General features: G+C 70.1%; 12 protein-coding genes. 6 read left to right on the top strand and 6 right to left on the bottom strand.

Features of this window, described 5'->3' with window-relative positions; all coding sequences use genetic code 11:
• The first annotated feature begins 18 nt into the window (after positions 1-18).
• Positions 19-1119, top strand: a complete 1101-nt coding sequence (gene menC / locus ACQPYK_RS35265) for an o-succinylbenzoate synthase (RefSeq protein WP_433237022.1) — start codon at positions 19-21, stop codon at positions 1117-1119.
• Here menC and ACQPYK_RS35270 read toward each other — a convergent pair.
• The 3 genes from ACQPYK_RS35270 to ACQPYK_RS35280 all read right to left on the bottom strand — a co-directional run bounded on the left by ACQPYK_RS35270 (position 1116) and on the right by ACQPYK_RS35280 (position 4849).
• Positions 1116-2594, bottom strand: coding sequence for an AMP-binding protein (locus ACQPYK_RS35270; RefSeq protein ID WP_433240877.1), 1479 nt, complete (start codon positions 2592-2594; stop codon positions 1116-1118). The two genes, menC and ACQPYK_RS35270, sit on opposite strands and share 4 nt — an antisense overlap.
• A gap of 84 nt (positions 2595-2678) precedes the next feature.
• Positions 2679-3671 (bottom strand): acyl-CoA dehydrogenase family protein, encoded by a 993-nt coding sequence (locus tag ACQPYK_RS35275; RefSeq protein WP_433240880.1) that lies wholly within the window; start codon positions 3669-3671, stop codon positions 2679-2681.
• Entirely contained in the window at positions 3668-4849 is a 1182-nt protein-coding gene (locus ACQPYK_RS35280) for an acyl-CoA dehydrogenase family protein (RefSeq protein ID WP_433240883.1), read from the bottom strand. Before ACQPYK_RS35280 ends, ACQPYK_RS35275 begins: the two co-directional genes overlap by 4 nt.
• A gap of 169 nt (positions 4850-5018) precedes the next feature.
• Between ACQPYK_RS35280 and ACQPYK_RS35285 the strand changes: the two genes are divergently transcribed.
• On the top strand, positions 5019-6362 hold the full coding sequence (locus ACQPYK_RS35285; RefSeq protein ID WP_433240886.1) for a sensor histidine kinase: 1344 nt from the start codon (positions 5019-5021) through the stop codon (positions 6360-6362).
• A 9-nt stretch (positions 6363-6371) separates the two neighbouring features.
• On the top strand, positions 6372-6974 hold the full coding sequence (locus ACQPYK_RS35290; RefSeq protein ID WP_433240889.1) for a TetR/AcrR family transcriptional regulator: 603 nt from the start codon (positions 6372-6374) through the stop codon (positions 6972-6974).
• On the opposite strand, the gene ACQPYK_RS35295 is transcribed toward ACQPYK_RS35290, so the two are convergent.
• Positions 6931-7854: a DMT family transporter gene (locus tag ACQPYK_RS35295; protein ID WP_433240892.1), complete on the bottom strand. Its 924-nt coding sequence runs from the start codon at positions 7852-7854 to the stop codon at positions 6931-6933. The two genes, ACQPYK_RS35290 and ACQPYK_RS35295, sit on opposite strands and share 44 nt — an antisense overlap.
• Before the next feature lie 183 nt (positions 7855-8037).
• Between ACQPYK_RS35295 and ACQPYK_RS35300 the strand changes: the two genes are divergently transcribed.
• Together ACQPYK_RS35300 and ACQPYK_RS35305 are read left to right on the top strand one after the other, a co-directional pair.
• On the top strand, positions 8038-9027 hold the full coding sequence (locus tag ACQPYK_RS35300; protein ID WP_433240895.1) for an AurF N-oxygenase family protein: 990 nt from the start codon (positions 8038-8040) through the stop codon (positions 9025-9027).
• The gene (locus ACQPYK_RS35305; protein ID WP_433240898.1) at positions 9024-9818 is read left to right on the top strand and encodes an SDR family NAD(P)-dependent oxidoreductase; all 795 of its coding nucleotides are present in this window, start codon (positions 9024-9026) and stop codon (positions 9816-9818) included. Before ACQPYK_RS35300 ends, ACQPYK_RS35305 begins: the two co-directional genes overlap by 4 nt.
• A gap of 118 nt (positions 9819-9936) precedes the next feature.
• Here the strand turns inward: ACQPYK_RS35305 and ACQPYK_RS35310 are convergent, their stop codons facing one another.
• Positions 9937-10404 (bottom strand): ATP-binding protein, encoded by a 468-nt coding sequence (locus tag ACQPYK_RS35310; RefSeq protein WP_433240901.1) that lies wholly within the window; start codon positions 10402-10404, stop codon positions 9937-9939.
• 480 nt (positions 10405-10884) lie between these two features.
• On the bottom strand, positions 10885-12525 hold the full coding sequence (locus ACQPYK_RS35315; RefSeq protein WP_433240904.1) for an L-lactate permease: 1641 nt from the start codon (positions 12523-12525) through the stop codon (positions 10885-10887).
• A 445-nt stretch (positions 12526-12970) separates the two neighbouring features.
• On the opposite strand from ACQPYK_RS35315, the gene ACQPYK_RS35320 reads away from it, so the two are divergent.
• The gene (locus tag ACQPYK_RS35320; protein ID WP_433240907.1) at positions 12971-13615 is read left to right on the top strand and encodes a class I SAM-dependent methyltransferase; all 645 of its coding nucleotides are present in this window, start codon (positions 12971-12973) and stop codon (positions 13613-13615) included.
• The last annotated feature ends 102 nt before the right edge of the window (positions 13616-13717 follow it).

A 13717-nucleotide genomic window follows, 5' to 3' on the forward strand; every position in this document is an offset into this window, starting at 1 on the left:
CCGCCGGAAGGAGAGAGCGTGAAGATCACTGGAATCGAACTGCGGCGGATCGGCATGCCACTGCTCGCACCGTTTCGCACCTCGTTCGGCACCGAGACCGAACGCGACGTGCTGCTCGTGCGGGTCGTCACCCCCGAGGCCGAGGGCTGGGGAGAGTGCGTGGCCATGTCACAACCGCTGTACTCCTCCGAATACGTCGACGCCGCCGCCGAGATGCTGCGCCGCTTCCTCATCCCCGCCCTGCCCGCCCACCCCGACGCCTACCGCGTACAGCGGGCCATGGAACCGTTCAAGGGCCACCGGATGGCCAAGGCCGCCCTGGAGACCGCCGTCCTGGACGCCCAGCTACGCGCCACCGGCCAGCCGCTCGCCTCCTTCCTGGGCGCCGCCGCCGACCGGGTGCCGTGCGGGGTGTCGGTGGGCATCATGAACTCCATCCCCGAACTCCTCGACGCCGTCGCCGGCTACCTCGACGAGGGCTACATCCGGATCAAACTGAAGATCGAACCCGGCTGGGACCTCGCCCCGGTCCGCGCGGTGCGCGAACGCTTCGGCGAGCAGGTGCTGCTGCAGGTCGACGCCAACGCCGCCTACACCCTGGCCGACGCCCCCCGGCTGGCCAAGCTCGACGCCTTCGACCTGCTGCTCATCGAACAACCCCTGGCCAACGACGACCTGGTCCAGCACGCCCGGCTGGCCACGCTGCTGACGACCCCGATCTGCCTGGATGAGTCCATCGAGTCGGCCGAGCACGCCGCCGCCGCCATCACCCTGGGCGCCTGCTCGATCATCAACGTCAAACCCGGCCGGGTCGGCGGCTACCTGGAGGCCCGCCGCATCCACGAGCTGGCCCGCGCCCACGGCGTCGCCCTGTGGTGCGGCGGCATGCTGGAGACGGGCATCGGCCGCGCCGCCAACGTCGCGCTGGCCGCGCTGCCCGGGTTCACCCTGCCCGGCGACACCTCCGCCTCGCGCCGCTATTTCGCCACCGACATCACCGCGCCGTTCGAGTTGCGCGATGGTCACCTCGACGTGCCGACCGGCCCCGGCATCGGCGTCGATCCGATCCAGGACATCCTGGAGGAGGTCACCACCTCCACCGAATGGATCACCCTCTAGCCGGACAGGTATTCCTCCCGGACCCGGGAGCGGGAGAGCTTTCCCGTGGGGGTGCGGGGCAGCTCGTCGCGGAACTCGATGATCCGGGGGTGTTTGAAGCGGGCCAGGCGCGGGCCGAGGTGTTCCAGCAGCTCTGCCCGGGCAGGGCGGGCGCCGGGGGCGGGCTGGACCAGCGCGACCACGCTGTGGCCCCATTCCTCGTCGGGCACGCCGATCACCGCGACGTCGGCGACCGCCGGATGCTCCAGCAGCGCCGCCTCGATCTCCGCGGGGTAGATGTTCACCCCGCCGGAGACGATCAGGTCGGTACGGCGGTCGCACAGGAACAGGAACCCGTCCTTGTCCATGAAGCCGATGTCGCCGGGGGCGTACCACTGCCCGCGCATGCTGGCGGCGGTCTTGGCCGGGTCCTTGCGGTAGGTGAATCCGCCGAGGCCCGACTTGACGTAGATCATGCCGGGCTCGCCCGCCGGGACCTCCTCGCCGTCGGTGTCGAGGATCTTCGCCTCGAAGCCGGGGGCCGGGCGGCCGACCGTGCCGGGTCGTTCCAGCCAGTCGTGCGGCTTGACGAAGAAGGCGACGGTGGACTCGGTGGAGCCGTAGTACTCGTACAGGACCGGACCCCACCAGTCCATGATCTGCTTCTTGACCGCCACCGGGCAGGCCGCGCCGGTGTGGACCACCTGCCGGAGCGAGGAGACGTCGTAGCGGCTGCGGGTCTCCGGCGGCAGCCGCAGCATCCGGTGGAACATCGTCGGGACCATCATGGCGTTGGTCACCCGATACCTGTCGATCAGTTCGAGGATCCCGGCCGGCTCGAACCTCGGCGCGATCACCAGGGTGTGGCCCAGGTGCAGCGCGAACATCGTGTGCGCGCACGGCGCGGAGTGGTACATCGGCGAGGTCACCAGGTGGATCTCGTCTCCCGGCCGCAGGTCGCAGACCTCACCGAAGAACCAGGTGACGAGTGGGAGCGTCGCCTCCGGCTCGACGCCGGACAACGGCCGCTGCACTCCCTTGGGGAATCCGGTGGTGCCCGAGGTGTACCACATGACCGCGCCCGCCGTCCGGTTCCCGGGAGCGGTCGCGGGCTGCCCTTCGGCCAGCGCGTCGGTTCCGGTGAGCGCCCCCTCCACGGGGTGGGCTCGGTCGGCGACCACGATCCCGGCGTCGCAGTCGGTCAGGATGTAGGCGATCTCGGCGGCGGTCAGATGCCAGTTGACCGGAACGTAGTACAGCCCGATCTGGCCGGTGGCCATCAGCATGACCACCGCGTCGAGGCCGTTGGGCAACACCCCGGCGACCACGTCCCCCTCGGTGAGCCCGCGCGCCCGCAGCCCGTGTGACACCTGGTTGACCCGGGCGAGCAGCTCGCCGTAGGTCGTCACCGCGCCGTCGGTGCCGATCACCGCCCGGCGGTCCGGATCGGCCTGCGCGATCCGGTAGAAACCGGGGAGCGTGCTGATGTCGGGCATGGATTCCTCCTCGCGCTCGCAACTCCGGCGGACCTTGACTCATGACTCCGGCGGACCCGGCTCGCAACTCCAGTGAACCCGGGCTCACAGCTCCAGCAGATCTGCCAGACGTGCCCGGTGGACCCGCGGCGGCCCGAGGAGCACCTCATCGGACTTGGCCCGCTTGTAGTAGAGATGCGCGTCGTGCTCCCAGGTGAAACCGATGCCGCCGTGCAGCAGCAGGCTGTCGCCGGCCACCTCGAAGCAGGCCCGGCCCACGTAGGCCTGGGCGAGCGCGGCGGCCAGCGGCAACTCGCCGGGCGCCTCGTCGGCCGCCCAGGCCGCGTGCCGGACGATCGACTCGGCCTGCTCCAGCTTGCAGTGCATGTCGGCGAGCTTGTGCTTGACCCCCTGGTAGGAGCCGATGAACCGGCCGAATGCCACCCGGATCTTGGCGTAGGCCACGATCGCGTCGAGCGAGGCCCGCAGCACGCCGAGCTGCTCGGCGGCGACCGCCACCGCGAACAGGTCCCGGACCCTGGCGAGGACCGCCTCGGACACGGCCACGGCCGCTCCCCCGCCGAGCTCCACCCGCGCCTGCCTGCGCGTCGGGTCGAGGGTGGTCAGCGGAGTGCGGGTGCCGTCCCGGACGATCCGGACCCGCGCGCCGTCCACCGTGAGGACCACCTCGGCCTCGGCCCCGTTGAGCGCCCGGTCGCCGTCGAGCGCCACGGTCGCGACCATGGTCCCGGCGGCGATGTCCGGCAGCAGCTCCTTGTCTCCTAGTTCGTCTCCCAGCTCCGTCAGCAGGATCGCGGCGAGGGTGGTGGCCAGGAACGGCCCGGGCAGCAACGCCGCCCCGGTCTCCTCCAGGACGACCGCGAGTTCGGCGTATCCGGCTCCGGCCCCGCCATGCTCCTGCGGGACGATGAGGCCGGCCAGTCCGAGCTCACCGTTGAGGCGCCGGTAGACCGCCGGGTCGTAGCCGGTCTCCGACTCCGCGGCCCGGCGGACTTCGGACAGGGGCGAGACGGCGGCCAGGAAGGAGCGGACCGTCTCGCGCAGCTGCCGCTGCTCCTCGGTGAGGACGAGTTTCACTGCCGGGTTCCCGTCTTCAGGTCCTTGAACGGCACGGTCTTGTCCACGCGCGGCTCGGGCGGCAGGTTCAGCACCCGGTCGCCGATGATGTTGCGCATGATCTCGTTGGTGCCGCCGCCGAGGGACAGGGCGGGGGCGAGCGCGAGCGAGGCGGCCAGCCTCCCGTCCTCCTCGTAGGCCACGGCCTGCGGACCGGCCAGCGAGGTGGCCAGGTCGGCCTGGAACATGCTCAGCTCGGCGAGGAGCAGCTTCGCCGCGCTGCCCCGGGCTCCGGGGAAGATCCCGGCCTTGGTCTCCTGGGCGAGCCGCTGGTTGAACAGGGCGAGCGCGCGGGAGCGGATGTAGAGCTCGACGAGCCGGTCGCGCACGAGGGGGTCGCCGGTGTCCACGGTGTGGCGCAGCGCCTCGAAGGCGACCGGATTCTCCCGCTGGCCGCTCATGCCGACACCGCCGGAGATGGACAGGCGCTCGTGCAGGAGGGTCGTGACCGCGCAGCTCCAGCCGTCGTTGACCTGGCCGATCAGGTTCTCCGAGGGGATGTGCACGTTGTCGAAGAAGATCTCGTTGAAGTGGGCACGGCCGGTCATGTCCTTCAGCGGCCGGACGGTGACACCGGGGGCGCGCATGTCGACGATGAACATCGACAGGCCCTTGTGCTTGGGCACGTCCACGTCGGTGCGGGTGAGCAGCAGGCCGAAGGAGGCGTGCTGGGCCACCGAGGTCCAGACCTTCTGGCCGCTGACCACCCAGCCGTCCTCGGTGCGGGTGGCCCTGGTCTGCAGGGCGGCGACGTCGCTGCCCGCGCCGGGCTCGGAGAAGAGCTGGCACCAGATCTCCTCGCCGCGCAGCAGCGGCCGGACGTGCCGGGCCTTCTGCTCGGGGGTGCCGAGGTCGACCAGGGTCGGTCCGCACATGCCCAGCCCTATGGAGAACACGTAGGTCGGCAACGTGAAATCTCTGGCTTCTTCCGCGAAGACCCGCTCCTCCGCCTGGCTCAGCCCCTGCCCGCCCCACTCCGCCGGCCAGGAGATCCCCGAATAGCCCGCGTCGTAGAGCTTGGCCATGAAGGCCTTCTCGGCGGCGACCCCGTCGGCGTCGGGACTGCCTTCGGCCCTGGTCTCCTCGGCGTTGGCCGTCAGCCAGCTTCTGGCCCGCCGGCGGTACTCCTCAAGATCCATGTCCGCTCCAATCAGCGCGCACTTACTCTAACCAGCGACGAAGCCGCAGTACAGAGCAATGCTCTACAACGGTAGGGAATGTGATCTTTACTCTTACTTGGTCATGAAACACCAGGAAACGGTAATCAATCCTTCCAATGTGATCGTCTGATCTCGGGGGGAGATTGGCGTGATCACACGGAACTCGTGGTCCGTGCGGGCTCGACTGACGATGATCGCCATCACCGTCTCCGTCCTGTGCGGATTTCTCGTCACCACCGTCCTGACGTTCTCCCTGCACGACCTGGCGGACGGCTTTCGCACCGGAGAGGTGGCCGGCGCCGCCCTGGAGGTCGCCCACCTCGACAAAGAGGTGTCGGGGCCCGTCATCTTGCCCCAGGGGAACGCCGTGGGCGTCCAGGTCGTGAACGCGGTCGGCACGGTCGTCGCGTCCACCCCGTCGCTGAAGGGCGCCCCTCCGGTGGCGGACTTCGCGCCCCCCGCGGGAATCGCGCGGGCCGACAAGGAGCTGTGCCGGATTCCCGAGTTCCCCGGCAGATGCATGATCGTCGTGGCCCTGCGGGTCTACCGGCCGGAGGGCGACTGGCTCGTCTACTCCGTCGACAACGTCGTCCCCTGGTACGGCAGGCCCAAGATGTTCGCCGCGCTCATCGGCGCCTCCCTGCTGCTGGTGCTGCTGGCCGGGTTGGGCTCCTACCACATGGTGGCCAGGGCGCTGCGTCCGGTGAACGACATCAGGAGGCGCCTGGCGGAGATCACCACGACCGATCTCGGCCGACGGGTGCCGGTGCCCAAAGCCCGTGACGAGATCAGGCAGCTGGCCGAGACGATCAATCAGACCCTGGACCGCCTGGAAGCGGCGGTGGAACAGCAGCGCCGCTTCGCCTCCGACGCCTCCCACGACCTACGCAGCCCGCTCACCGCCATGCGCGCCCAGGTGGAGGAGGCGTTGCTCTATCCCGAGGACGTCAACTGGACCGCCAAGGCCACCGCGATGCTCTCCAGTCTTGACCGCCTCCAGGCGCTCGTCTCCGACCTGCTGATGCTGGCCAGGCTCGACTCCGGCGCGCCCGCCGCCAAGGAGCAGATCGACCTGGGCGAGTTGTGCGGCGACGAACTCGACCGCCGCCGGCGCGGCGTCACGGTCGTCCGGGAGCTGAAACCCGGCCTCACCGTGGAGGGCGACCGCCTCCGGCTGTCCCGGCTGCTGACGAACCTGCTGGACAACGCCGAGCGGCACGCCGCCTCGCAGGTCTCGATGAGCATGACGGAGGAGGACGGCACGGCCGTCGTCGAGGTGCTCGACGACGGTGCCGGGATCTCCCCCGACCAGCGGGAGGTGGTCTTCCGCCGGTTCACCCGCCTGGACGCCTCGCGCAGCAGGGACGCCGGGGGCACCGGGCTGGGGCTGGCGATCGCCAGGGAGATCGCTCAGGCGCACGGCGGAAGCCTGGGTCTGGAGGATAGCGAGCAAGGCGCACGTTTCGTGCTGCGACTGCCCTTGACCCGCTAAGGTTCCCCTGTGGCACGGGGATTTGGGCGACTACGCCGCGATGATCTGCTCAGGACCGCCTGCGACGTCATAGCGGCCCAGGGGTTCGGGCACACACGGACGGCGGACATCGCACAGGCCGCCGGAGTCAGCCAGGCGCTGCTCTTCTACCATTTCGAGACCAAGGAAAAGCTGTTCGCACAGGCCTTCGCCTATGCGGCCGAGCGCGACCTGGAGGCGCTCGCCAAGCTGGAGGAGTCGGGCGGCTCCTCGCTGGAGCGGCTGCGCGGCCTGCTGAAGCTCTACTCCCCCACCGGCAGGGCCAAGTCCTGGGCGCTGTGGATCGACGCGTGGGCGGAGTCGATGCGCAACGCCGAGCTGGAGGAGATGTGCCGCAGGATCGACCTGCGCTGGAAGCAGGCACTGCGCGCCATCATCGACGAGGGAGCCGCGACCGGAGCCTTCACCTGCGCCGACCCCGAGGGCTCGACCTGGCGGATCGTCTCCCTGATCGACGGTCTGTCCACCCAGGTGACCGTGCACCGGCGTGTGCTGCCCCGGGGACGCCTGGCCGATTTCGTCCGTACGGCTACCGCGGGGGAGCTGGGCCTGTCCCTCGACGAGCTGTCCTGAGCCGCCGGCCGGGCAGCACGACGAGGAGCATCGCCAGGGCGATCAGCCCTCCACCCATGAAGACGGTCCAGGTGAGCGGCTCGCCGTACATCACGACGGCCAGGGCCGTCACCCACAGGGGCTGAGCCGACAGGATCACCGCGGCGGGTACGGGCGGGACGTGGAGCTGGCCGAACGAGCGGGCCAGGAATCCCAGGGCGCAGGCCACGATCGACAGGTGGCCGAGGATGACCCAGTCGCCCGGCGCCCGGGGCAGAGCGAGGCCGTCCGGCGCGGCGAGCACGCCGGTCATGAGGGCGATGACGCCGAGCTGGATCACCGTGACCGCGTAGGCGTCCCGCCGCGCCCCGGCGAGGTTGCCGAGCACCAGCGTGTGCGCCGAGTACAGCACGGCCGACAGCAGGGTGACGGCCAGGGCGGGCAGCGAGACGGCGTGGCCCTCGGCCTCCCGCAGCAGGGTGAAGGCCGTCATCGCGGCCAGCGCGAGCGCCACCGCGACCCAGGTGCGCCGGGAGATTCCGGCGCCGAGCAGGATCAGCCCGAGGACCGGAGTGATCACCACGTAGGAGCCGACGGTGAAGCCGGAGACCGAGGAGGGAAGGTCGTGCAGCGCGACCGCCTGGGCGGTCTGGCCCACGCCGAACAGCAGGCCGAGCAGGATGCCTGCCAGCCAGGTGCCTTCCGGCAGTCCCCGCAGGCACGCCGGGCGCAGTGCGATCAGGACGAGCGTCGCGATGCCGTACCGCTCGAAGAGCAGGTCCGCCACCGGCATCCGGGCGATGAGGTCTTTCATCAGCGGAAACGCCGACCCCCAGGCGGCGCTGACGAACACCAGAAAAACGGCTCCCAGGAGGGGTCGAGGAGCGGGTACCGCTGCCATACCGGAAGGATTTCATCACCACGAGCGACCGTGACGTCACAGCGAGGAGCGGGGTGGCCCGAGTACAACGCGGAGTGAAGGACGCCACACCGGCGTGAGGGAGCTCACACCCCCGCGGGGGCTTCCCCCGCTATTGGATGCTACGTACAATTACGGCGCAGGACATCCGATGGGAGTGCAGCGATGACACCCGCTCCAAACACCGCCGCGGACAGGGAGAGCGACCAGACGGTCGCGGACAGGCGCGCCTACGAGGCGGTCATCGAACGTCTCTCCAAGGCGTCGGTCGACAAGCACTGGGAGCCCTACGTCGACATCCCCTGGGACGACGAGGACTTCCTCGTCCGCCAGGACGATCCGCGCTGGGAGCTTCCCGAGATCGACAAGCTGGGCCGGCACGCGTGGTACCGGGCCCAGACGCCCGAGGTGCGCGCCAGGATCGGGCTGTGGCGGGTGGCGACCGCCATGAAGATCGGCCTGCAGTTCGAGAACCTGCTCAAGCGGGGCCTGCTGAACTACGCCTACCGGCTGCCGAACGGCTCCCCCGAGTTCCGCTACGTCTATCACGAGACCATCGAAGAGGGACATCACGGGATGATGTTCCAGGAGTTCGTCAACCGCACGAAGCTTCCGGTCAGGGGCATGCCGGGCCCGCTGAGCCTGCTCGCCCAGGTCGCCCCGTGGATTCCGCTGATCTCCACCGAGCTGTTCTTCGTCTTCGTGCTCGGCGGCGAGGACCCGATCGACCATGTGCAGCGCAAGACTCTCAAGAACGGCCAGATCCGGCATCCGCTGGAGGAGACCATCATGCGGATCCACATCGCGGAGGAGGCCCGGCACATCTCCTTCGCCCGGCACTACCTGCGCCGCAGGGTCCCGCGGATGCCCCGCTACCGCCGCTTCGCGCTGGGGATCATCTCCCCGATCATCCTGGGCATCATGGCCCGGATCATGCTGTCGCCCCCCGGATCGATGATCAAGCACTTCCGGATCCCGGAGCACGTCGTCAAGGAGGTCTACACCGACAACCCCGACGCGGCCGGGGAGATCCGCGACTCGGTGGGCAAGACCCGTGAGCTCTGCGCCGAGCTGGGCATGACGAACCCCGTCCAGCGCCGGGTCTGGAAGGCGATGGGCATCTGGGCACCGCCGGCCGGGAAGGCCGCTCGATGAAGACGGCGATCGTGACGGGCGGGGCGTCCGGCATCGGACGGGCCCTGTGCCGCGAGCTCGGCGGGCGCGGCGCGCACGTCGTGGTCGCCGATCTGGACGGCGCCGGGGCCGAGCGGGTGGCCAAGGAGTTCGGCGGCGCGGGCGTGGCGCTGGACGTCACCGACGCGGAAGCCGTGCGGAACCTGGTCACGGCCGTCAGCACCGAGCGTGGCCGACTGGACTTCGTGTTCAACAACGCCGGGATCGCGGTCGGCGGCACCACCGACGAGCTCACCCTCGACCACTGGAACCGCACCATCGACGTGAACCTGCGCGGAGTCGTCCACGGCGTCCACGCCGCCTATCCGATCATGGTGCGCCAGGGCTTCGGTCACATCGTCAACACCGCGTCCCTGGCCGGCCTGGTCCCCGCTCCCCTGATGGCGCCGTACACGGCGACCAAGCACGCGGTGGTCGGGCTGTCGCTCGCGCTGCGGGCCGAGGCGGCGGCGCACGGAGTGAAAGTGAGCGTGGTCTGCCCGGGCTTCACCGACACCCCGCTGCTCGACCACGCCAACCCCGGCCTGCCGCAGACCGCGACCGGCGCGAGCGCCCGGCGGTCGGCGACCAGGACCCAGGGCCGGCTCTACTCGGTCGACGCGCTGGCAGGCGACATCATGCGGGGCCTCGCGCGCGACCGGGCGCTCATCGTGGCCCCGGCATCGGGGCGGATGGCCTGGCGCGGAGTACGGCTGTCGCCCGCCCTCGCCGTCCGGGCCGCCTCACTCGCCATCCGCCGCCTGGGCGGCTGACCGGGCGGGCGCCGGTGTGGCGGCCGGGTGGTCCGGTCGCCCCCGGCCACCCGCGCGGCCTCGCTCATCGGCCGGGGCGACCGCTCTCAGGCGCGATGGGTCGAAGCCGGCACCCAGGTCACTTCCACGCCACCTGGAACCACACCGCCCCGCCCACGTCGGGATCGTGGTGAGCCCCCCACGAGGTCGCCAGCAGATCCACCAGCAACAACCCTCGCCCGCCGCCGCCGTCCATCTTCGGCATGCGGACGATCGGTTCGCTCGTGGCCGACCCGTCGTCGGTCACCTCCACATGGATCACCCCGGAAGCGTGGGCCACATACACCGCCACCCGCCCGTCCGCCGTGCGGCCGGAGTCGGAATGAACCACCGAGTTGGTCACCACCTCGCTCACCAGCAGCAGGACGTCGTCCAGTGTCGTGTCCATCCCGCGGTCGACCAGCAGATTCCGCACCCACCGCCTGGCCGCCGGTATCGAGCGCCTCTCTCCCGGAAAATCCGCGTGCCCCATCTTCTGCAACACGCCCGCGTACGGCCACTCCGATGCCGCGCCCGCATATCGCCGAATCCGTTCCCGCTCTCTCATCGCCGGCACGATTGAAGGCGTGACCGAATGCGTGAGCGTGTTCACCCGGTCAGTCCGTTTCTGGAAATCTGTCGGTCTCACTGCGCCACCTCCCCGATACACCGGAGTACGTCGGCGTCATGCGCCCGCACTCACTGCCCCCGGCTCTGCCGGCCCAGCCCTTCCGAATGCCTCCGGCGAACGCAGCAGAGTCAATCGATTCGCCATTCCGATCATTCATTTACTGCCTTTCCCCGGCACCGGGCATTCAACCTCCCGCATTGTCACCCCTGCCTAAAGAGAAGGTGTGCGATCAGGTCGTCGACATGCCAGGAGAAGCCGTGACCGAATTTCCCGCACGGAACGGACCGGCTAATGGCGGCTTTCGGTTTGTCGATAGTACGGATAGGACGCCACAGTCAGTAAAAATCCGTTTTTCTCTATTTAGTCGAAGTTGTCACAGAGATCGAATCTCCCCCGGAGCCAGGCGCCGTGGACGCGCTAGGGGACCATCCAGGACAGCACCGGGGAGGCCTGGAGGGCGGACAGGACGCACAGGCAGGCGAGGAAGAGCAGGCTCCAGGCGATGACCCGGCGGAAGATGTCGCCCTCCCTGCCGTTCAGGCCGACCGCCGCCGCCGCGATGGCCAGGTTCTGCGGCGAGATCATCTTGCCCAGCACGCCACCCGAACTGTTGGCGGCGGCCATGAGAACCTCGGAGAGCCCGGCCCGGCCCGCCGCGGTGACCTGCAGGGCGCCGAAGAGCGAGTTGGAGGAGGTGTCGGAACCGGTGACCGCCACGCCCAGCCAGCCGAGGATCGGCGACAGCAACGCGAACGCGGCACCCGCCCCGGCCATCCAGGTGCCAAGAGTGATCGTCTGCCCGGAGGCGTTCATCACGAAGGCGAGCGCCAGCACCGCCATCACGGTGACGATCGCCCAGCGGAGCTGATGGAGCGTCGCCCCGTAGGCCCGCAGCGCCCGCGGGACGGAGAGCCTGAGCGCGATCATCGTGATGACGCCCGCGACGAGCATCTGGGTCCCGGGGGTGGTGAGCAGGTTGAAGGTGAACGTGGGCAGCGGCGACACACCGCCCTTCGCGTTGAGCAGGTGCAGTCCCGGCCACTTCACGACGTACGTCGCCCGGTCGAGGAGGCTCTTGACCGCGGGGATCTGACCGATGACGAACACCACGATGATGATCGCGTAGGGCGCGTACGCCCGGACGACGTCCGCGCGCGCGTCGGGGCGGCCGACCCGTCCGGCGAACTCGGGGGTCGGCTCGTCGGCCGCGCCGCCCGCGATGACCGCGGGCTCGCCGTACGGCTCGCGCGGGCGCCAGATGCGGACCAGCGCGACGACCGCGGCGGCCGACAGGAGGGACGCGACCACGTCGGCCAACGGCACCGAGATGAAGTTCGAGGTCGCGTACTGCCCGATGGCGAAGACGACTCCGCAGACCAGCGCCGCCGGCCACGTCTCCCGCAGGCCGCGCAGCCCGTCCACGATGACGACGAGCGCCAGCGGGACGAACACCGCGAGTATCGGCGTCTGCCTGCCCACCATCGCGCCGAGCGTGTCGCTCGGCAGGCCGGTCACCTTGCCGAGCGTGATGATCGGGGTGGCCATGGCCCCGAAGGCGACGGGCGCGGTGTTGGCGGTGAGGGCCACCACGGCCGCCTTCAGCGGCTTGAAGCCGAGGGCGATCAGCATGACCGAGGTGACCGCCACCGGCGTGCCGAATCCCGCGAGCGCCTCGATGAGGGCGCCGAACGAGAACGCGATGATGATCGCCTGGATGCGCTGGTCGTCGCTCACCTGAGCGAACGAACGCCGCAACACGTCGAAATGCCCGGTCTCGACGGTCATCTGGAAGACCCAGATCGCGTTGATCACGATCCACAGGATCGGGAAGAAGCCGAACGCCGCCCCTTCGGACCCGGCCAGCAGCGCCTGCCCGGCCGGCATGCCGTACACCAGGATGGCGATCGCGAGGGCGAGGGCGAGGGACACCAGTGAGGCGGCCCAGGCGGTCACCCGCAACACCCCCAGCAGCACGAACAGCGTCAGCAGCGGTAACGCGGCGACCAGGGAGCTCCAGGCGAGGGAGTGGGCGACGGGATCGAGGATCTGCTGGTACACGGTGACCACCTCGCACAGGCATGGCTCTCCTAGCGATCACTCCGGGTTCTACCCCCTCGCGGGCCTCGTGAAGACCTCACGAGGTCCCCGCGAAGACCCCGCGAAGACCTGTGAAGATCCCGTGCAGATCCGCGAAGACCTGCGAAGACCTGCGAAGACCCGTGAAGTCTCCCGCTGGTGTCTCATCCGCGAGGCAGCGCCGACTCCTTGCTCCCCGGGGCGACCTGCGCCACCTGCGACGGCGACAGCGCCTGGAGCGGCCCGAAATGGCCCATTCAGAGCGCGAGGTCGGCCAGCGAGATGCCGGCCACCCACCACGGCCCCACCCCGCGGGTCGGCTCGGCGAGTGCCTCACGAACGTGAAACCGCGCGCCCGCCCTCGGAGGACGGCACCGGCCACGGACGAAGATCGCTTCCTGGCCGGCCGCCGGACTACAGTGCCCTGATGTCCGACGACTACTGGAACCACAACGTCCACTACCACCCGGTGGTGCTCGGCGCCGTGCCGGACGCGTGCGGCGAGGCCCTCGACATCGGATGCGGTGACGGTCTGCTCACCCGCAAGCTGGCCGGCCGGGCCCGTCAGGCGACCGGCGTCGACCGCTCGGCCGAGATGATCCGTCTCGCCCGCGAGCGCGGCGCCCACGCCGGCAACGTCGCCTTCGTGGAGGCGGACTTCCTCGACGACGCCCAGGGCCGTTTCCCCGAGGGGAAGTACGACTTCGTCAGCGCGGTCGCCGTCGTGCACCACATGGACTTCGAGGCCGCCGTCACCCGTATGGCCCGGCTGCTCGCGCCGGGGGGACGCCTGGCGATCGTCGGCCTGGCGGGCAACCACACCGCGCTGGACTGGATCATCAGCGGCGCGGGCGTCCCGGCGTCCCGCATCCAGGCGCTGCGGCACGGCGGCAAGGTCGACCCGCCCGGCATGCCGGTAGAGGACGCCCGGATGTCCTGGGACCAGGTCCGCCGCGAGGCCCGGCGCCTGCTGCCCGGCTGCCGCTTCCGCCGCCATCTCCTGTGGCGCTACTCCATCGTGTGGGAACGGCGGGAGGCCGCCTCCGCGCCCCGCCCTCCGGCCGGGGATTGACGGACCGGACGTCACCACGGATCGCCCGGCGGGTCATCGCTGCGACACGGTCCGTCCACGACACCCCCACCGCGTACGGGCTCACTCGATTCCCCGGGCGCG

The organism is Streptosporangium sp. CA-135522 (assembly GCF_050949235.1).
Taxonomy (GTDB): Bacteria; Actinomycetota; Actinomycetes; order Streptosporangiales; family Streptosporangiaceae; genus Streptosporangium.